16 protein-coding genes are annotated in these 18,641 nt (G+C 71.1%); 11 read left to right on the forward strand and 5 right to left on the reverse strand.

Annotation, left to right across the window (positions count from 1 at the left end):
• The first annotated feature begins 51 nt into the window (after positions 1–51).
• Positions 52–477, forward strand: coding sequence for a winged helix-turn-helix transcriptional regulator (locus DSC45_RS00635; RefSeq protein WP_119286146.1), 426 nt, complete (start codon positions 52–54; stop codon positions 475–477).
• Between the two features lie 109 nt (positions 478–586).
• On the opposite strand, the gene DSC45_RS00640 is transcribed toward DSC45_RS00635, so the two are convergent.
• The 5 genes from DSC45_RS00640 to DSC45_RS00660 all read right to left on the reverse strand — a co-directional run bounded on the left by DSC45_RS00640 (position 587) and on the right by DSC45_RS00660 (position 7,890).
• The gene (locus DSC45_RS00640) at positions 587–1,588 is read right to left on the reverse strand and encodes a 2-oxoacid:ferredoxin oxidoreductase subunit beta (RefSeq protein ID WP_240434360.1); all 1,002 of its coding nucleotides are present in this window, start codon (positions 1,586–1,588) and stop codon (positions 587–589) included.
• Positions 1,589–1,682: 94 nt separating this feature from the next.
• Positions 1,683–3,650 carry a 2-oxoacid:acceptor oxidoreductase subunit alpha gene (locus DSC45_RS00645; RefSeq protein ID WP_119286148.1) on the reverse strand — a complete coding sequence of 656 codons (1,968 nt, stop codon included), beginning with the start codon at positions 3,648–3,650 and terminating at the stop codon, positions 1,683–1,685.
• Between the two features lie 316 nt (positions 3,651–3,966).
• The gene (locus DSC45_RS00650) at positions 3,967–4,626 is read right to left on the reverse strand and encodes a response regulator transcription factor (protein WP_276145437.1); all 660 of its coding nucleotides are present in this window, start codon (positions 4,624–4,626) and stop codon (positions 3,967–3,969) included.
• 305 nt (positions 4,627–4,931) lie between these two features.
• Positions 4,932–6,275 carry a sensor histidine kinase gene (locus tag DSC45_RS00655; protein ID WP_119286150.1) on the reverse strand — a complete coding sequence of 448 codons (1,344 nt, stop codon included), beginning with the start codon at positions 6,273–6,275 and terminating at the stop codon, positions 4,932–4,934.
• Between the two features lie 439 nt (positions 6,276–6,714).
• Positions 6,715–7,890, reverse strand: coding sequence for a sensor histidine kinase (locus DSC45_RS00660; RefSeq protein WP_119286151.1), 1,176 nt, complete (start codon positions 7,888–7,890; stop codon positions 6,715–6,717).
• 385 nt (positions 7,891–8,275) lie between these two features.
• Here DSC45_RS00660 and DSC45_RS00665 point away from each other — a divergent pair, with 385 nt between their 5' ends.
• The 10 genes from DSC45_RS00665 (at position 8,276) to DSC45_RS00710 (ending at position 18,599) form a co-directional block, all read left to right on the forward strand.
• Positions 8,276–8,701 (forward strand): NADH-quinone oxidoreductase subunit A, encoded by a 426-nt coding sequence (locus DSC45_RS00665; protein WP_119286755.1) that lies wholly within the window; start codon positions 8,276–8,278, stop codon positions 8,699–8,701.
• On the forward strand, positions 8,692–9,315 hold the full coding sequence (locus DSC45_RS00670) for an NADH-quinone oxidoreductase subunit B (protein ID WP_205571211.1): 624 nt from the start codon (positions 8,692–8,694) through the stop codon (positions 9,313–9,315). Before DSC45_RS00665 ends, DSC45_RS00670 begins: the two co-directional genes overlap by 10 nt.
• The gene (locus DSC45_RS00675; protein WP_119286152.1) at positions 9,312–10,814 is read left to right on the forward strand and encodes an NADH-quinone oxidoreductase subunit C; all 1,503 of its coding nucleotides are present in this window, start codon (positions 9,312–9,314) and stop codon (positions 10,812–10,814) included. The genes DSC45_RS00670 and DSC45_RS00675 overlap by 4 nt, the downstream gene beginning before the upstream one ends.
• The gene (locus DSC45_RS00680; protein WP_119286153.1) at positions 10,811–11,779 is read left to right on the forward strand and encodes a complex I subunit 1/NuoH family protein; all 969 of its coding nucleotides are present in this window, start codon (positions 10,811–10,813) and stop codon (positions 11,777–11,779) included. The genes DSC45_RS00675 and DSC45_RS00680 overlap by 4 nt, the downstream gene beginning before the upstream one ends.
• Positions 11,780–11,910: 131 nt before the next feature.
• The gene (locus DSC45_RS00685; protein WP_119286759.1) at positions 11,911–12,411 is read left to right on the forward strand and encodes a 4Fe-4S binding protein; all 501 of its coding nucleotides are present in this window, start codon (positions 11,911–11,913) and stop codon (positions 12,409–12,411) included.
• Positions 12,411–13,037, forward strand: coding sequence for an NADH-quinone oxidoreductase subunit J family protein (locus tag DSC45_RS00690; RefSeq protein WP_119286757.1), 627 nt, complete (start codon positions 12,411–12,413; stop codon positions 13,035–13,037). Before DSC45_RS00685 ends, DSC45_RS00690 begins: the two co-directional genes overlap by 1 nt.
• Positions 13,037–13,474, forward strand: coding sequence for an NADH-quinone oxidoreductase subunit NuoK (gene nuoK, locus DSC45_RS00695; RefSeq protein ID WP_119286154.1), 438 nt, complete (start codon positions 13,037–13,039; stop codon positions 13,472–13,474). Before DSC45_RS00690 ends, nuoK begins: the two co-directional genes overlap by 1 nt.
• Positions 13,471–15,480, forward strand: coding sequence for an NADH-quinone oxidoreductase subunit 5 family protein (locus tag DSC45_RS00700; RefSeq protein ID WP_119286155.1), 2,010 nt, complete (start codon positions 13,471–13,473; stop codon positions 15,478–15,480). Before nuoK ends, DSC45_RS00700 begins: the two co-directional genes overlap by 4 nt.
• A gap of 3 nt (positions 15,481–15,483) precedes the next feature.
• Positions 15,484–17,070 (forward strand): complex I subunit 4 family protein, encoded by a 1,587-nt coding sequence (locus DSC45_RS00705; RefSeq protein ID WP_119286156.1) that lies wholly within the window; start codon positions 15,484–15,486, stop codon positions 17,068–17,070.
• Positions 17,067–18,599, forward strand: coding sequence for an NADH-quinone oxidoreductase subunit N (locus tag DSC45_RS00710; RefSeq protein ID WP_119286157.1), 1,533 nt, complete (start codon positions 17,067–17,069; stop codon positions 18,597–18,599). Before DSC45_RS00705 ends, DSC45_RS00710 begins: the two co-directional genes overlap by 4 nt.
• The last annotated feature ends 42 nt before the right edge of the window (positions 18,600–18,641 follow it).

An 18,641-nucleotide genomic window follows, 5' to 3' on the forward strand; every position in this document is an offset into this window, starting at 1 on the left:
AAAGTTGACACTAACCCAAAGGAAGTACCCACTTTGAAGTAAGGTACTGGCATGAAGGTGAGCAATGGCGTGAGCAACAGCGCGACCGACGAGACGCGCCACGAGGGCCTGGACGCACTCCTGCCCGACGTCTTCGCCGCGGACTGCGCCTCGCGCGGCATCCTGGAGCACGTCGTCAGCCGCTGGGGCGTGCTCGTCCTGGCCTCCCTCCTGGAGGGCACGCTCCGGTTCAGTGCGCTGCGGCGCCGCATCGGCGGCGTCAGCGAGAAGATGCTGGCGCAGACACTGCAGACCCTGGAGCGCGACGGCATCGTGCTGCGCGAGGCGAAGCCGGTGATCCCGCCGCACGTGGAGTACTCGCTGACACCGCTCGGCCGGCAGGCGGCGCACCATGTGTGGACGCTGGCGCACTGGGCCGAGAGCCACGTCCCGCAGGTCGAGTCGGCCCGCGAGGCCTACGACGAGAAGCGCGCCTGAGGCCGCCTGCGGCACGGACACGTCCACCCGCGGCCGGACATGACGAGGCCCGGCCCCCACCTCCGAGGAAGTGGGGGCCGGGCCTCGTCATGTCCGGCCGCGGGTCGGCTCAGCCCGCGACGGTCCAGGTGTCGCCGCCGGCGAGCAGGGCGCCGAGGTCGCCCTTGCCGTTCCGCTCGACTGCAGCGTCCAGTTGGTCGGACATCTGGGTGTCGTAGACCGGCCGGTCGACGCTGCGCAGCACGCCGATCGGGGTGTGGTGCAGGGTGTCCGTGTCGGCGAGCCGGGAGAGTGCGAACGCGGTGGTCGGGGACGCGGAGTGCGCGTCGTGGACCAGGATCTGCGACTGGTTCTCCTCGGTGACGTCGACGATCTCGAGGTCACCGGTGACGGAATCGCGCACGACGCCCTTGGCCTGGTCGACGCCGAAGCGGATCGGCTGTCCGTGTTCCAGGCGGATCACGGCTTCCTCGGCCTGCTGCTTGTCCTTGAGGACCTCGAAGGCGCCGTCGTTGAAGATGTTGCAGTTCTGGTAGATCTCGACCAGCGCGGTGCCCGGGTGGGCGGCGGCCTGGCGCAGCACCTCGGTGAGGTGCTTGCGGTCCGAGTCGACGGTCCTGGCCACGAAGGACGCCTCGGCGCCGATCGCGAGCGACACCGGGTTGAACGGGGCGTCGAGGGAGCCCATCGGCGTCGACTTCGTGATCTTGCCGACCTCGGATGTCGGCGAGTACTGGCCCTTGGTGAGGCCGTAGATCCGGTTGTTGAACAGCAGGATCTTCAGGTTCACATTGCGGCGCAGTGCGTGGATCAGGTGGTTGCCGCCGATGGACAGGGCGTCGCCGTCACCGGTCACGACCCAGACGCTCAGGTCGCGCCGCGAGGACGCAAGGCCGGTCGCGATGGCCGGGGCGCGGCCGTGGATGGAGTGCATCCCGTAGGTGTCCATGTAGTACGGGAAGCGGCTGGAGCAGCCGATCCCGGACACGAAGACGATGTTCTCCTTGGCGAGTCCCAGCTCGGGCATGAAGCCCTGCACGGCCGCGAGGACCGCGTAGTCGCCGCAGCCGGGGCACCAGCGCACTTCCTGGTCGGACTTGAAGTCCTTCATGGACTGCTTGGCCTCGGCCTTGGGCACGAGCGAGAGCGAGGCGAACGTACCGCTGCCCTCCTGCTCGGCCCGCACCGCGGGCGCCTGTTGCGTCTCAGCCATCGATGGCCTCCTTGAGAGCCGTGGCGAGCTGCTCGGCCTTGAACGGCATTCCGTTGACCTGGTTGTAACTCTGGGCGTCCACCAGGTACTTCGCCCGGAGCAGCGTGGTGAGCTGGCCCAGGTTCATCTCGGGGACGACGACCTTCTCGTAACGCGCGAGAACCTCGCCGAGATTCCGCGGGAACGGGTTGAGGTGGCGCAGATGCGCCTGCGCGACCTTCTCGCCCGCGCCGCGCAGCCGGCGCACGGCCGCGGTGATCGGGCCGTACGTGGAACCCCAGCCGAGGACCAGGAGGCGGGCGCCCTCCGGGTCTCCGGTACCCGAGTTGGGCGGTGAGGTGGTGGCGGGGTCGTCGACCTCGAGGTCGGGGACCTCGACGCCGTCGACCTTGGCCTGGCGGGTGCGGACCATGAAGTCGTGGTTGGCCGGGTCGTAGCTGATGTTGCCCGTGCCGTCCTGCTTCTCGATGCCGCCGATGCGGTGCTCGAGCCCGGGGGTGCCGGGGATCGCCCACGGCCGCGCGAGGGTCTCCGGGTCGCGCTTGTACGGCCAGAAGACCTCGGTGCCGCTCTTGTCGGTGTGGTTCGGGACGTGCGCGAACTGGGTGCGCAGGTCCGGGAGTTCGTCGACCTCGGGGATACGCCACGGCTCCGAGCCGTTGGCCAGGTAGCCGTCGGAGAGCAGGAACACCGGGGTGCGGTACGTCAGCGCGATCCGGGCCGCCTCGATCGCGGCGTCGAAGCAGTCCGCCGGGGTCTTCGGCGCGACGATCGGCACCGGCGCCTCGCCGTTGCGCCCGTACATCGCCTGCAGCAGGTCCGCCTGCTCGGTCTTCGTGGGAAGACCGGTGGACGGGCCGCCGCGCTGGATGTCGATGATGAGCAGCGGGAGTTCGAGGCTGACGGCCAGGCCGATGGTCTCGGACTTCAGGGCCACGCCCGGTCCCGAGGTGGTGGTCACCGCGAGGGATCCGCCGAACGCGGCGCCGAGCGCGGCGCCGATACCGGCGATCTCGTCCTCGGCCTGGAAGGTCCGCACACCGAAGTTCTTGTGCTTCGACAGCTCGTGCAGGATGTCGGAGGCCGGGGTGATCGGGTACGAGCCGAGGTAGAGGGGCAGGTCGGCCTGCTGCCCGGCGGCGACGAGTCCGTAACTCAGCGCCAGGTTCCCCGAGATGTTGCGGTACGTGCCGGTGGGGAAGGCCGTCGAGGCCGGGGCGACCTCGTAGGAGACCGCGAAGTCCTCGGTCGTCTCGCCGAAGTTCCAGCCCGCGCGGTACGCCGCGATGTTCGCCTCGGCGATGTCGGGCTTCTTGGCGAACTTCTGCCGCAGGAACTGCTCGGTGCTCTCGGTCGGCCGGTGGTACATCCAGCTGAGCAGACCGAGCGCGAACATGTTCTTGGAACGGCCGGCGTCCTTGCGGGAGAGCTCGTACTCCTTGAGCGCCTCGACCGTGAGCGTGGTCAGCGGCACCGGGTGCACGCTGTACCCGTCGAGCGAGCCGTCCTCGATCGGGGACGTCTCGTAGCCGACCTTGGCCATCGCGCGCTTGGTGAACTCGTCCGTGTTCACGATGATCTCGGCGCCGCGCGGGACGTCCGCGATATTCGCCTTGAGCGCGGCCGGGTTCATCGCCACCAGGACGTTCGGGGCGTCGCCCGGGGTGAGGATGTCGTGGTCCGCGAAGTGCAGCTGGAAGCTGGAGACGCCGGGCAGGGTGCCTGCGGGAGCACGGATCTCGGCCGGGAAGTTCGGCAGCGTCGAGAGGTCGTTCCCGAACGAGGCGGTCTCCGAGGTGAAGCGGTCCCCCGTCAGCTGCATCCCGTCGCCGGAGTCCCCCGCGAACCTGATGATCACCCGGTCGAGGCGGCGTACCTCTTTGTCCGGAGACGGTTTGCGCTGCTCGCCGACGACCGTGGCGTCGGCCTGTTCGGCTGGGCTACTGACCTGGCTGGTCACTGAACTGGACCTCCCTCGAGGCTGCGGCACGTGGACGAACCGGCCGACCGGTCCTCCCAAAGCCACCCTACGTCGGTAAGGGTGACCTTCCCTGGGTGGCTCATATCGTGGACTTGGATTTGAGACGGCCCTCGGTCCCGCTTTGCCATGATTTGGTCGCCCTCGCGTCTGTCTCCGGGGACGCTCGCGGCCCGTACTTTAGTTCTAGGTCCGCGGATGTGCCCGGTGTGCAGGCAGGTGCTCGACCGGGCCTCCAGCGGGATTCGTGCCGGATGGCCCGCCGGAGATGGATCGATATCTGACTGCGTGTCAGACATCATGAGTTCAAATAGGTCAGAACCGCCAGTACGCGCCGGTGATCCCCGTCACTCTGGGACAGGCCGAGCTTCAGGAAGATGTTGCTCACGTGCTTCTCGACGGCGCCGTCACTCACCACCAGCTGCCTGGCGATCGCCGAGTTCGTCCGGCCCTCCGCCATCAGACCGAGGACTTCGCGCTCGCGCGGGGTCAGTCCGGTCAGTACGTCCTGCTTACGGCTGCGCCCGAGTAGCTGGGCGACCACCTCGGGGTCGAGTGCGGTCCCGCCGTCGGCGACCCGCACCACCGCGTCCACGAACTCCCTGACCTCGGCCACCCGGTCCTTCAGCAGATACCCGACGCCGTGGCTCGAACCGGCGAGCAGCTCCGTCGCGTACTGCTCCTCCACGTACTGGGAGAGGACCAGAACTCCCAGCCCGGGGTGGTCGCGGCGCAGCCGCACCGCGGCCTTCACCCCCTCGTCGGTGTGCGTCGGCGGCATCCGTACGTCCGCCACCACCACGTCCGGGATCACTCCCTGGTCGTCCAGCTCACCGATGGTCTTGATCAACGCCTCCGCGTCACCGACCCCCGCGACCACTTCATGCCCTCGGTCGGTCAACAACCGGGTCAGGCCCTCCCTGAGCAGCACTGAATCCTCGGCAATGACCACCCGCACCTTGTCCTCCACGATCCGTCCGTCCCCCCAGAAGCTCCCCGCCTGCCGACGCCGTCCAGCATCTCAGCATCCGGGAAGCTCTGCCCCCATGCACCGTGAATACCCCGCTCGGTCCGCGACCTCTCCGCCGTCCCCGGCCGCCGTCACCTACAGCCTCCACCGCCAACGCCCGTCGTCCGCCCCGGCGCGCGGACCTGGGGCGGACGGCGATGGTGCCTGCTGCCGGGTGGGTGGCCGGTGAACGCGGGAGACGAGGCGTCGGGGGCCGGGCGGACACGGTGGCCGCCCGGTCCGGCCGGGAGGGCTCAGCCGCGCCAGGGCAGTTCGGCGGTGACCGTCGTCGGGCCGCCGTGCGGGGAGTCGACCACGAGGATGCCGTCGACGGCGTCTATCCGGTCGGCCAGGCCCACCAGGCCGGATCCCGGGGACATCTGCGCGCCACCCGCACCGTCGTCCGTGACCTGCAGCATCAGCCGGTCGGACGCGCGCCACACATCGACCATGGCGCGGGAGGCTCCGGCGTGCTTGCTGATGTTCTGCAGGAGTTCGGAGGCGGTGAAGTAGGCGATGCCCTCGATGGCCGCCGCGGGCCGGCGGTCCAGGTCGACGTCCACGGTCACCGGAACCGTGCACCGGGAGGCCACCGCGGAGAGCGCGGCGTCGAGTCCGCGGTCGGTGAGGACGGCCGGGTGGATGCCGCGGGCCAGGTCCCGCAGCTCCTGCAGCGCGATCTTCACCTCGCCGTGCGCCTCGTCCACCATGCGGGCCGCGGCCTGCGGGTCCTCCTGCAGCTTCTCCTTGGCCAGGCCGAGGTCCATGGCGAGGGAGACCAGACGGGCCTGCGCGCCGTCGTGCAGATTGCGCTCGATGCGGCGCAGGTCGGCGGCGGCGGTGTCCACCACGACACCACGGTCCGACTCCAGCTCGACCACCCGCGAGGCGAGCAGCGACGGGCCGAGCAGGCCGGTCACCATCAGACGGTCGACCATCGTCATGGACCGGATCAGCCACGGAGTGGCGAGCGTGATGAGCAGCCCGACGAGCGCGGTGGCGGCGATCTCGAACGGCGAGTCCAGGTACACGGAGTGCGTCTCGTCGCCGTAGAGCTGGACGCCGTCCTGCCCGGTGTACATGGGGAATACCCACTGCCACAGCGGGTACGTCAGGAGCGCCCAGCCGGTGGTCCAGAAGGTGACCGCGACGGTGAAGGCGAAGGTCGCCCACGGGAAGTGCAGGACCGCGTAGAGCACATTGCGCCAGGAGGCGCCGCTCTTGAGGACGGCCCCGATCCAGGCCATGCCGCCGCCCTTCTTGGGGCGCACCGGATCCGGGTCGCCCACCTCGAGGCCGAGCAGTGACCTGGCCCGCATCCGCTCCACCGCGCCGAAGCCCCGCACGCCGGCCAGGCCCGCCGCGAGGACCGGTATGCCGATGAAGGTGACGAGCAGTCCGGCACCGAGGGACAGCATCGTCACGGCGAAGACGAAGGTGAACGTGGCGATGGGCAGGCTCAGCAGGAGGTACCCGAACTCGCTCCAGGTACGGGCCGCGAACGGTGCACGCAGGGCGGCCGGCATCCGGTGACGCCGTTCCGCGGGGCCGTCCCCGTGGAACCCCGGCCGGGTCGGGTGTCCGTAATCCGTCGCCATCGCTGCCATCCGTTCTGCTCTGCGGGATGCTTCTGTGGTGCTGTGGTGCTGTGGTGCTGTGGTGCTGTGGTGCTGTGGTGCTGTGGTGCTGTGGTGCTGTGGTGCTGTGGTGCTGTGGTGCTGTGTCTGCGGTGGTGCTGTTACGTGGTGCTGAGTGGTGCCGTGGTGCGGATCGGAGGTGCGGTCCCCTGGGGCCGGCGGCGCCGGATTCGCAGGTGACGGCTTTCCTTCGTACCTCCAGGTTCCTAGGTCGAGGGCCCCCGCACCATGCGGTCCGTCTCAGTCTTCGACCGGGGGTTTTCCCCACCCCCGAAAGGGGCGGCAGCCGACCGCGGACCTGACGAAGCCCGGCCCGGCCCAGGACCAGACCGGCAACGGGGCCCGCCCATGCCGCTCGAGCGGCCCGGCGCCGCGTCGTACCCCGCAGGCCACCCGCTCGCTACTCCCGGTCCCGCCACGGCAGTTCGGCCGCGATCGTGGTGGGGCCGCCGGGCGGGGAGTCCACGGCGAGCAGGCCGTCGACCGCGCCGAGGCGCTCGGCAAGCCCTGCCATCCCCGAGCCGCCGCTCAGCTCGGCGCCGCCCTGCCCGTCGTCCTCGACCTGTATGAGCAGGCGCCGGTCGGTGCGCCACACGTCCACCGATGCCGTACGCGCACGGCTGTGCTTGCTGATGTTCTGCAGGAGCTCCGAGACGGTGAAGTAGGCGATGCCCTCGATCGCCGCCGCGGGCCGGGCCGGGAGGTCGACGGTCACCTTGACCGGAACCGTGCACCGGGAGGCCACCGCGGAGAGCGCGGCGTCGAGTCCGCGGTCGGTGAGGACGGCCGGGTGGATGCCGCGGGCCAGGTCCCGCAGCTCCTGCAGGGCGAGCTTGACCTCGCCGTGCGCCTCCTCGACCATCGCGGCCACCAACTCCTCGCTCTCGCCCTCGACCAGCTTCTCCTTGGCCAGGCCGAGGCCCATCGCCAGATTCACCAGGCGGGCCTGCGCGCCGTCGTGCAGATCGCGCTCGATGCGGCGCAGGTCCGCGGCGGCGGTGTCCACCACCACGCCGCGGTCCGACTCGAGTTCGGCGATACGCCGCTCCAGTTCGTCGGAGGGCGAGAGCAGTCCGCGGACCATCGCCCGGTCCGCGTTCGCCAGGCCGCGGCTGATGTAGGGCAGCACCGGCCACAACACGAACAGCGAGACGACGGTGACGGTGAACGTCACCACCCCCCACGGCAGCCGGATGAACGAGTACAGCAGCGACCGCCAGCCGACCGGGTCCTTCAGACCCGACCAGAGCCGCCCGAGTATCCCCTCGTCCTTGACCCGCGGCAGCCGGCTCGGCTCGTCGATCCGCACTGAGAGCAGCGCACGCGCCCGCGCCCGCTCGAACCGTCCGATCCAGCGGGCCCCGACAAGGCCGCCGGCAAGCAGCGGAAGCCCGACCACCGTGACCGTCAGACCGGCACCCGCGGCGAGCACCACCGTCGCGTACAGAAATCCGAGCAGCGCGACGGGGAAGTTGGCCAGGAGGTGCGTGATCTCCCGCCACGTCTGCCCGCGCAGCGCGGGACGCGGGCGGGGCAGCGGCTCGGAACTGCCGACGGAAGGGCCAGGTGCTGTCATGCTTCCCAGCCTGCCGGGACCTCCCTCGCCGCGCCATGAGGTCCACCCCTGAAAACACCTGGGGAAAACCCCACCCCGGAAAAACCGAGGGAAACAGCAGCGCAGAACACGAGGGGAAAACGGCCGGAACCACCCGGACAAGTCCCAGTCCTTGACGGGCTGCTTACCGCGTCTTTAGCAGGGCCTAGACTCCCGTGCGTACAGATCGAAGGCCGTCCGTCGGACAGCGCCGCTTCCCGCGGAAGCGGAGCGCGCGGGGCGGCCGTGGCCCGACGAGATCAGGGAGCGAGGGGCGGACGTGCCGGAACCGACCGTTCTCGGGGCGGATTTCGCGACTGCGGCGGGCGGCCGCCTCGCGGACGACCCGGCGGGCTCGGCGGCAGCGGTGGCGGGATCCGTGCGCTCGACGGGCCCGACAGTGGACACCGCGCAGCACCTCGCCGCCGACTACTTCCAGAGTTACTCGGTGATCGGCCTGCTCGCCGTCGTGGGCGTGCTGTTCGTCGCCGTGGCCTTCGGCGCCGGACGCCTGCTGCGGCCGGTCGTCCCCACGCCCGAGAAGCTGCTCACCTACGAATGCGGAGTCGACCCGGTCGGCGAGGGCTGGGCCCACACCCAGGTCCGCTACTACGTGTACGCCTTCCTCTACGTCATCTTCGCCGTGGACTCGATCTTCCTGTTCCCCTGGGCCACGGTGTTCGCCGCGCCCGGCTACGGCGCGACGACGCTCGTCGAGATGTTCATCTTCCTCGGCTTCCTGACCATCGGACTTCTCTACGCCTGGAAGAAGGGCGTCCTCACATGGACGTGACGATCGGCCCCGCACCGGGCGCCTCCGACAGCGCCGACGACGGCGTGCCCGCCAAGCTCGGCCCGCTGGCCCGACTGGCCCCGCAGCCCATGAAGGTGGTCCTCAACTGGGGCCGCCGCTACAGCCTCTGGGTCTTCAACTTCGGACTCGCCTGCTGCGCCATCGAGTTCATCGCGGCGTCGATGGCCCGGCACGACTTCATCCGGCTCGGTGTCATCCCGTTCGCGCCCGGCCCTCGGCAGGCCGACCTGATGGTCGTATCCGGCACGGTCACCGACAAGATGGCCCCCGCCGTGAAGCGCCTTCACGAGCAGATGCCCGAGCCGAAGTACGTCATCTCCTTCGGCGCGTGCAGCAACTGCGGCGGTCCGTACTGGGACTCGTACTCCGTCACCAAGGGCGTCGACCAGATCATCCCCGTCGACGTCTACGTGCCCGGCTGCCCGCCGCGCCCCGAGGCGTTGCTCCAGGGCATTCTCAAGCTGCAGGAGAAGATCGCGCGGGAGTCGCTCGGTGAGCGGTACGGGCGCAAGGGCGTGGCACGTCCGTCGGCCGCCGCACTGCAGAGCGACCTCGTCGCGCCGCCGGCCGCGGCGGGGGAGGGGGAGCGGTGACGGGCTGGCTCCCCGACGAGGTGACCGAGCTGTTCGGCGCTCAGGCCACGGCCGAGGAGGCGTACGACCTGCTGACGGTCGACGTGCCGCCGGAGGTCTGGGTCGCTTCGCTGACCACTGCGCGCGTACGGCTCGGCTGTACGTACTTCGACTGGCTGAGCGCGGTGGACGAACCGGAGGCCGGATTCCGGGTCTGTGCCCACGTCGTCGCGCTGCATCCGACCCGTCGGCTGCTGCTGCGTACGACGGTTCCGCACGCCGCGCCCGTGCTGGCGTCGGCCGTCGAGGTGTACGCGGGGGCGGCCTGGCACGAGCGCGAGACGCACGAGATGTTCGGCGTCGACTTCACCGGCCACCCGGGGCTTGACCCGCTGTTGCTCCCGGACGGTTTCGAAGGGCACCCGCTGCGCAAGGACTTCGTCCTCGCGGCACGGGTGGCCAAGGCCTGGCCGGGCGCGAAGGAGCCGGGGGAGTCGGCGGCGGGGGCCGGTCACGGTGGTCCGAAGCGGCGCCAGATGCTGCCTCCCGGCGTACCCGATCCCAATGAATGGGGGCCGCTGAAGGGCCAGTTGCCGCCTGCACCGTCCCGTCCGGCCCGCGGTGCCCGTGCGGCAGGTGCGGCAGGTGAGCGTCCCGCCCGGCGCACCCGGACCGCGGCGGAGGGCTCGGCGTCGGGCGGTGCGACGCCGCGGCGGACCCGCAGCGCGAGCGAGGGCTCGGCGTCACAGGGGGGCGCGGAGACGACCGCTCCGGCCGCGGAATCACCGGCCTTGCCCGCTGGGGACCCGGGCGTGGCCGCGGAAGCCGGTGCGGACTCGACGCCGCGTACGGGCCCGGCGGCCGGAACCCCGCGCCGTTCCCGCAGCGCCGGCGAGGGCTCGGCCTCCCAGCGCCCGTCCGCCGAAGGACCGGCGGGCGAGCGGGCGGACGCGAGCGAACCGGCGCCCTCGGGGCAGACGCCCCCGGAGCCGCCCGCCGCGACCCCGTCGGCGCCGAACGGCCCGGACGGCCAGGACGGCGAGGCAACGCCGGCACCGGCACCGCCTTCACCCGCTGCACCCGAGTCCGGTCACGACAATTCGGGCAACCGCGAGTCGGGCAACGACAAGCCGGGCAACGACCGGCCGGGTAATGACAATTCGGGCAACGGCGAGGCTGCCGCGGCCGACGAGGCCGCCGACGGCTCACCTCGTCGCGGCGGACCGGCCCGTTCCACCGACGCCCCGTGGCACAACGCCCGTCCGGCGTACGGCGAAGCGCCCACCGACAGCCGCCAAGCCCCGGACGGGGAGCCCGCCCCGGACGCGGCTCCGTCCCCGGACTCCGCTGCGTCCCCGGGCTCCGCGACACCGGGCGACACCGAGCCGGAGCCGGAGCCGGACGCCAACTCCCGCCCCGACTCCAGCTCCAGTCCCAGCCCCAGCCCCAAGCCCGAAAATCCCCCCGAAACGGCCCCCGAAGAAACCCCCGACCCCCCAGTCGGAGGCGACACCGCATGAACGACGTACTCGACGTCGCCCTGCGACTGCTCGTCGTCTTCGTCGCCTTCCTCGCGCTGCCCCTGATCGTCGGGCAGACCGAGCACAAGGTGATGGCGCACATGCAGGGCCGGCTCGGCCCCATGTACGCGGGCGGATTCCACGGCTGGGCCCAACTCATGGCCGACGGAGTCAAGTTCGCGCAGAAGGAGGACATCGTCCCGGCGGGCGCCGACCGCCGGATCTTCCAGCTCGCGCCGGCCGTCGCCCTGTTGCCGTACCTCCTCGTCCTGGTGGCCATCCCGATCGGCCCGGGCGAGGGCGCGGTCGGCGTGGACGTCGACGCCGGCATCTTCTTCGTCCTCGCGGTGATGGGCGTCGGCGTACTCGGTTCCCTGATGGCCGGCTGGGCGTCCGCGAACAAGTACTCGCTGCTCGGTGGCCTGCGTACCGCCGCACAGCTGCTCGCCTACGAACTGCCCATGCTGCTCGCCGCCGCCTCCGTCGCGATGGCCGCCGGCACGGTCTCGCTGACCGGCATCCTCGACGCCTTCGAGTGGTGGTGGCTGCCCTGGCAGATCATCGGGGCCCTGGTGTTCTTCGTCGCCGGGCTCGCCGAACTGCAGCGCCCGCCCTTCGACATGCCCGTCGCCGACTCGGAGATCATCTTCGGCGCCTACACCGAGTACACCGGCCTGCGCTTCGCGCTCTTCCTGCTCGCCGAGTACGCGGGGATCGTCATCCTCTGCGCACTGACCGCCGTCCTCTTCCTCGGCGGCTGGCACGGGCCGTGGGGCGCGGACGGCCTCGGCTGGGTGTGGACGCTGCTCAAGACCGCCGTACTCGCCTTCGTCGTCATCTGGCTGCGGGTCAGCTACCCGCGCCTTCGCGAGGACCAGCTGCAACGCCTCGCCTGGACGACCCTCGTCCCGCTCGCCCTCGCCCAGATCGCCCTCACCGGCATCGTCAAGGTGGTGATCCAGTAGTGCCGCCGTCCGATCACTCGGCGAACTCGGCTCACTCGGCGCACTCGCATGCCGAGCACTCGCCCTCCGCGCCCTCTCGTCCGTTCCCGGGCACCGGGCTCGCCAAGGGGCTCGCCGTCACGCTGCGCACGATGACGAAGAAGACCGTCACCGCGCAGTATCCGGACGCACAGCCGGAGCTTCCGCCGCGTTCGCGCGGGGTCATCGCGCTGTTCGAGGAGAACTGCACGGTCTGCATGCTGTGCGCCCGAGAGTGCCCCGACTGGTGCATCTACATCGACTCCCACAAGGAGACGTTGCCGGCCACCGCGCCGGGCGGCCGCGAGCGCAGCCGGAATGTCCTCGACCGTTTCGCCATCGACTTCTCGCTCTGCATGTACTGCGGTATCTGCATCGAGGTCTGCCCGTTCGACGCGCTGTTCTGGTCACCGGAGTTCGAGTACGCGGAGACCGACATCCACGAGCTGACGCATGAGCGCGACAAGCTTCGCGACTGGATGTGGACCGTGCCCGCGCCGCCCGCGCTCGACCCGGCGGCCGAGGATCCGAAGGAGCTCGTCGCGGCCCGCAAGGCGGCCGAGAAGCAGGCGCTCGAGCAGAACGCGGGCCCGGGGGAGGAGAGCCGGCAGTGATCATCTCCGCAGCGGCCGACGCGGCCGGCCACCCCGGTTTCCTCTCGCCGACCGGTGTCGAGATCGCCTTCGTCCTGGTCGGTCTGGTCACCTTCGGGGCCGCTCTCGTCACCGTGACCACCAAGCAGTTGGTGCACGCCGCGCTCTGGCTGGTCGTCGCCCTCGGCGGGCTCGCCGTCGAGTACCTGCTCCTGACGGCCGAGTTCATCGCCTGGGTGCAGGTGCTGATCTACGTCGGCTCCGTGGTCGTACTGCTGCTCTTCGGCCTGATGCTCACCCGCGCCCCCATCGGCCGTTCCCCGGACGCCGATTCGGGCAACCGGGTGCCCGCCCTCGTCGTCGCGCTCGCCGCGGCGGCCGCCCTCGTCTGGGTGGTCGTCGACGCCTTCCGTACGCAGTGGATCGACCTCGGCTCCCCGAGCGGCTCCACCGACGCGGTCGGCGCGATCCTCTTCAAGCACTGGGTACTGCCCTTCGAGGCCCTCTCCGTACTGCTGCTCGCGGCCCTGGTCGGCGCCATCGTGCTGAGCCGCAAGGGCGGAACGTCAGGGTCCGGCGACGCCGCCGCGCCGGGTGACGGCTCGTCCGGCAGCACCCCCGGCGAGCGGGACAAGGAGCCGCGCTGATGCATCTCGCCTATCCCGCAGTGCTCGCCGCCCTGCTGTTCTGCACGGGCCTGTACGGCGTACTGGCCCGCCGCAACGCGATCCTGGTCCTGATGTCGGTCGAGCTGATGCTCAACGCCGTCAACCTCAATCTCGTCGCCTTCGACGTATGGCTGCGCGACGCCCTGCACGCAGGCCAGGCGCTGACCCTGTTCACCATCGCCGTCGCCGCCGCCGAGATCGGCATCGGCATGGCGATCGTCCTGATGGTGTACCGCAACCGCGGCAGCTCCGACATCGACCGCCTCCGCGACACCGCCGAGCGCCCGGACGACGGCCCCGACCGCGGACCCGGCCATGACGCACCCGACGACGGCCCCGAACCCCCCGACGCCCCGGCCGGATCCGGCTCCGACGCGGCCCGCCCGGCGGGACAGAAGGCCGAGGCCACCGCGTGACCACCACCACCCTCGCCGCTCTCGTCCCCCTGCTGCCGTTCCTCGGATCGGTCGCCGGACTGCTGCTCGGACGCAAAGCACCCGGATTCGTCCGACCGCTCGCCGTACTGCCGACCCTGACCGCCCTCGCGTTCGCCGTCCTCGCGGCCGTACGGCAGGGCGGCGGCGAGCCGATCACCGCGGCCACCGAACTCACCCCGACCGGACTGGTCCTGCCGACCGGACCGGTCTCCGTCGAACTCGCCCTGAACCTCGACGGCTTCGCCGCCCTGGCCGCCGTGCTCGTCGCGCTGGTCGCCTCCTGTGTGCAGATCTACTCCACGGGCTATCTGCGCGACGACCCGCGCTACCCGTCGTACGCGGCGCTCGTCTCCCTCTTCACCGCCGCGATGCTGCTCGTCGTCTACACCGGCGATCTCATGGTCCTCCTGGTCGGCTGGGAGATCATGGGCATCTGCTCGTACTTCCTGGTCGGGCACTACTGGGAGACGCCCGAGGCGCGGGCCGCCTCGCTGAAGGCGTTCCTGGTCACCAAGCTCGGTGATGTCCCCTTCCTGTTCGGTCTGTTCGCGCTCGCCGTGGACGCCGGGTCGTTCCGCATCACCACCGTGCTGCGGACCGTCGCGGACGGCGGCCTGGACCACCCGACCCTCATCGCGCTGCTCCTGCTCGCGGGTGTGGCGGGCAAGTCGGCACAGTTCCCGCTGCACACCTGGCTGCCCGACGCGATGGCCGGCCCCACCCCGGTCTCCGCGCTGATCCACGCCGCGACCATGGTCGCGGCCGGTGTCTACTTCGTCGCCCGGCTGCTGCCCGTCTTCACGGCCTCCGCCGCAGCCCTCGTCGTCCTCGCCGCGATGGCAGCCGCGACCATGATCGGATCCGCTCTCGCCGCCCTCGCCCAGGACGACATCAAACGGGTACTCGCCTACTCGACGATCGGTCAACTCGGTTACATGACCGGCGCGCTCGCCGTCGGCGAACGCGGTGCCGCCGTCTTCCACCTCCTGTCGCACGGCGCCTTCAAGGCGCTCCTCTTCCTCGGCGCCGGCGTGGTCATCCATGCCGCGGGCACCAACTCGCTGTCCGCGATGTCCCGGATGCGCGGGCTGCGCGACCGGATCCCGGACGCCTACTGGACGATGAGCGTGGCGCTGCTCGCCCTCGCCGCGATCCCGCCGTTCAGCGGCTTCTTCTCCAAGGAGTCGGTGCTCGTCGCCGCCGAGCACGCCGCCACCGGTCACGCCGACGCGGTGCCCGGCTCGGCAGGCCTGATCGTCCTGGTCTCCGGCCTGGTCACGGCCCTGCTCACCGCCTCCTACGCCACCCGCCTGTGGCTGCTCGCCTTCCGCGGCCACGGCACCGAGGCGCCCGACCACGGCCGGCAGCCGGTCGTCATGAACGCGGTGCTCTGGGTACTGGCCGTCCCCACCGTCGCCTTCGGCCTCGCCGTGAGTGTGCTCCCCGACTGGTTCGACGGGCACGCCTTGACCCCGACCGTCACCACCTCCGTCCTCGGCACCGGCGTCGCCCTCGTCGGCGGCCTCGTCACCTACGGCGCCTGGCGGCACACCACCGCGATCGCCGCCCGGGTCCCGCTCGGCGCCGTCGCCGCCCACCCCGGCGAAGGCCCCGCCGTGTCCGAGTCGGAGGCCATCGCCACGCACACACCGGCCTACGGATCACCGGCGGCCGCGGACGACCCCGCCGACCCCGGCCGGCTGCTGCTCGGCCCGCTGCACCGGCACGCCGCCACGGGCTTCCACCTGGACGCGGTCTACGACCGGCTGTTCGTCCGTCCGGTACGCGCCGCGGCCCGTCTCGTCCACTTCCTGGACCGCGAGGTCGTCGACACCTACGTACGCGGTGCGGGCGCCCTGCCCCGGCTCCTCGGAACAGCCGCACGCCGGGCCCAGACCGGCAATGTGCAGACCTATTTGAGCGTGCTGCTGGCCGGCTCCGTGGTCCTTGCCGTCGCCGCCGTACTCGTCGCAGCGGGAGCCTGAGCCGTGATCGATATCCCCGACACCGTCCTGCGGTTCGCCCTCCTGTTCGTGGTGGCCGGACCGCTCATCGGCGCCGGCGCCGCCCTGCTGCCGGCCCCGCCCGGCCTGCGCGGCAAGTCGCCCGACCAGGCCGTACTCAGACACGGCGTCACCGTCACCGGCGCCGTACTCCTCGCGGCTCTCGTCCTCGCCGCGGGCTTCGACCACGACGAGCCCGCCACGATGCAGGCGACCACCGACATCAGCTGGATCGCTGCGCTCGACGTACGGCTCCACTTCGGCGTCGACGGCATCTCGCTCCCCCTCGTCGTCCTCACCGCCCTGCTGACCTTCCTGTGCGCGCTGTACAGCTACTTCAAGATGCCCGCGGGCCCGTCTCCCCGGGCATTCGTCGCCCTGCTGCTCGTCCTCGAATCCGGCACGCTCGCGACCTTCGCCGTCCTCGACCTGCTGCTGTTCTTCCTGGCGTTCGAGATGGTGCTCATCCCGATGTACTTCCTCATCGCGCGCTGGGGCGGTGCGCAAAAGGCCCGCTCCGCCTGGAAGTTCATCCTCTACACGCTGCTCGGCTCCGTCGTCATGCTGCTCGGCCTCCTCGTCATCGGACTCGACTCGGGCACGTTCGACATGGTGGCACTCGCCACTGACAACGGCTCGGGGATGAGCAAGTCCGTGCAGGTCGTGGCCGTATCGGCGATCGGGGTCGGGCTCGCGGTGAAGACCCCGATGTGGCCGCTGCACAGCTGGCTCCCGGATGCCCACACCGCCGCCCCGACGGTGGGCTCGGTGCTGCTGGCGGGAGTCCTGCTGAAGATGGGCACCTACGGTTTCGTGCGCATCCTGCTGCCGGCGGCGCCGGACGGAATGACCGTGTTCGCTCCGTACCTGGCCGCCTTCGCCGTGGTCGGCATCATCTACGGCTCGCTGGCCTGCCTCGCGCTCGCCCGCAAGGGCGCAGGCGGCGACCTCAAGCGGCTCATCGCGTACTCATCCATCGGCCACATGGGCTTCGTCCTGCTCGGCATCGCGACGATGACGCCGACCGGGGTCAACGGCGCACTGTTCGCCAACATCGGCCACGGCCTCATCACCGGCCTGCTGTTCTTCCTGGTCGGCGCGCTCAAGGACCGCACCGGCAGCACCGATCTCGACACACTCGCCCGGGAGACCGGCGGCGCCCTCTACGGCCGCGCCCCCCGCCTCGGCGGACTGCTCGCCTTCGGCGCCGCCGCCTCCCTCGGACTGCCCGGACTCGCCGGATTCTGGGGCGAGATGCTCGCCCTGTTCGGTGCCTTCCGGCCGGCCGCGGGACTGCACCGCGGTGCCTTCCTGACGTTCATGGTGATCGCCGGAATCGGCACCCTGCTGACCGCCGCGTACCTCCTGATCGTCGTCCGCCGCGTCTGCATGGGCGCCGCCCCGGAAGCCGACGCACCGGACGCTCCCCGTCTCGCCGACGTCCAGGCCTACGAGTTCGCCTCCTGGACCCCGCTCGTCGCCCTCACCGTCCTCGCCGGACTGTGGCCCGCGCTGTTGCTCGGCCTCACCGACCCGGCCGTGCAGCAGCTCCTCGCAGGAGGCAAGGCATGACCTCCCTGGTCCAGTCCGTCGACTGGCTGGCGATCGCGCCGCCGACCATCGCAGCGGTCGCCGGCCTGATCGTGCTCGTCACCGACCTGTTCGTGCCCGCCCGCCGCAAGGGCGTGCTCGCCTGGATCGCGGTGGCCGGCCTCGTCGCCGCCTCGCTGGCCCTCGTGCCGTTGCTCGACGGCGACCGGTCGACGTTCTGCCTGACCGGGGACGCGGCGGTGTGCAGTTACACCGCGGACCGCTTCACCCTCGTCATCCAGTTCCTGGTACTCGCCGGAGCCCTGGTGACCGCGCTCCTCTCGGTGGGCCCGCTGCGTGACAGCCGCGGCAGCGACGGCGAACTCCCCGCGGGCGAGTACTGGTTCCTGCTGCTCTCCGCCACCGCGGGCGCCGCCCTGCTGCCCGCGTCCCGTGACCTGGCCACGCTGGTCATCGCCCTCGAGGTGGCGTCACTGCCCGCCTTCGCACTCGTCGGCCTGCGCCGCGGCGACCGCCGCTCCGCCGAGGCGGCCCTGAAGTTCTTCCTCTCGTCGGTCGTCGCGACCGCCGTCACCCTGCTGGGCGCCAGCTTCGTGTACGCGGCGACCGGCACACTGCACCTGACCGAGATCGCCGCCCGCCTGGACGACGTGGACCCCGGCCTGACCACCCTGGCGCAGACGGGAGTTGCCCTCACTCTCGTCGGCTTCGCCTTCAAGACCGCCGCGGTGCCGTTCCACTTCTGGGTGCCCGACACGTACATCGGGGCGCCCCTCCCGGTCGCGGCCTATCTGTCGGTCGTCGGCAAGGCCGTCGGTTTCACCGGTCTGATCCTCGTCACCGTCGTCGCGTTCCCCTCGTACGCCCACGTCTGGGGACCGGTGGTCGCCGTCCTCGCGGCGCTGACGATGACCGTCGGCAACGCGGCTGCCCTGCGACAGGCCTCCACGCGCGCGTACAGCGCGGTTCGGCTGCTCGCCTGGTCCTCCGTCGGCCAGGCCGGCTACCTCCTGGTGCCGATCGCCTCGGCGGCCTACGCGGACGACGCGTCCGGCGCCGAGCGGGCCATCGGCTCCACCGTGGCGTACGCGCTGATGTACACGGCGGTGAACCTGGGCGCCTTCGCGGTCGCCTCCCTCGTCGCGCGCAGCCACCCGCGCAACCGGATCGACGACTACCGGGGCCTGTACGCCGAGCGCCCGCTCGCCGCCCTCGCCCTCGGGTTCTTCCTGCTCTGCCTCGCGGGCCTGCCACCCGGCATCATCGGCCTGTTCGCGAAGGTCACCGTGTTCGCCGCGGCGGTCGACGCGGGCCTCGGCTGGCTGGCCGTGGTGATGGCCGTCAACGTCGTCATCGCGCTGGTCTACTACCTGCGCTGGACCGCGGTCCTCTTCCGCCCGCGGGACGACGCACCTGCGGTCCCGCAGCAGCCCGCGGTACGGCTCCCGCTGCCGCTCACCGGCGCTGTCGCCCTGACCGCTGTCGTCGGCATCGCCCTGTCCGGGGCACCGCAGCTCGTCCTGCGTTTCTCGGAGGGCGTGCTGTTCTGAGCGGGTTCGCGCGAGCGCCCCGCGCTCGCCGGTAGGCGCCCC

Source organism: Streptomyces sp. YIM 130001, assembly GCF_003574445.1.
Classification (GTDB): domain Bacteria; phylum Actinomycetota; class Actinomycetes; order Streptomycetales; family Streptomycetaceae; genus Streptomyces.

Coding starts and splice junctions, on each gene's coding strand:
- DSC45_RS00635 (WP_119286146.1), top strand. CDS start 52: ATGAAGGTGAGCAATGGCGTGAGCAACAGCGCGACCGACGAGACGCGC.
- DSC45_RS00655 (WP_119286150.1), bottom strand. CDS start 6,275: ATGGCGACGGATTACGGACACCCGACCCGGCCGGGGTTCCACGGGGAC.
- DSC45_RS00680 (WP_119286153.1), top strand. CDS start 10,811: ATGAACGACGTACTCGACGTCGCCCTGCGACTGCTCGTCGTCTTCGTC.
- DSC45_RS00685 (WP_119286759.1), top strand. CDS start 11,911: ATGACGAAGAAGACCGTCACCGCGCAGTATCCGGACGCACAGCCGGAG.
- DSC45_RS00710 (WP_119286157.1), top strand. CDS start 17,067: ATGACCTCCCTGGTCCAGTCCGTCGACTGGCTGGCGATCGCGCCGCCG.
- DSC45_RS00670 (WP_205571211.1), top strand. CDS start 8,692: ATGGACGTGACGATCGGCCCCGCACCGGGCGCCTCCGACAGCGCCGAC.
- DSC45_RS00660 (WP_119286151.1), bottom strand. CDS start 7,890: ATGACAGCACCTGGCCCTTCCGTCGGCAGTTCCGAGCCGCTGCCCCGC.
- nuoK (WP_119286154.1), top strand. CDS start 13,037: ATGCATCTCGCCTATCCCGCAGTGCTCGCCGCCCTGCTGTTCTGCACG.
- DSC45_RS00640 (WP_240434360.1), bottom strand. CDS start 1,588: ATGAAGGACTTCAAGTCCGACCAGGAAGTGCGCTGGTGCCCCGGCTGC.